The sequence below is a fragment of the Photobacterium sp. R1 genome (assembly GCF_054600795.1).
In genome coordinates, this window is record NZ_BAAHZP010000480.1 from 1 (window position 1) to 278 (window position 278).

The following is a 278-nucleotide window of genomic DNA, read 5'->3' on the forward strand; positions in this document are numbered from 1 at the left end:
GTGTCGGGTACACAGCTCACCTTCAGGTTTGTTATAAGCAAGCACACGGCACACTTCTTCAGAAGGCTTGACCAGGTCTACTTTGTGACCATCAATACGCACAAGTACGTCCAGATTATCCAGACGATCACCCAAGTGGGCAACTTTGCCATCAATACTGACACGCCCTTCCTGTATCATCAGTTCCACTTCACGTCGTGAACCCTGACCGGAACGCGCAAGTACCTTCTGTAATTTTTCACTCATCAGACAAACCTTTGTCGCCTTCACAGGCGTCG

General features: G+C 49.3%; 1 protein-coding gene. It reads right to left on the reverse strand.

Annotated elements, in window-relative coordinates; translation table 11 throughout:
• Nucleotides 1–246: S4 domain-containing protein (locus tag ACYP03_RS25945; RefSeq protein ID WP_459782666.1), on the reverse strand; the 246-nt coding region annotated here is incomplete at its 3' end.
• Nucleotides 247–278 lie beyond the last annotated feature (32 nt).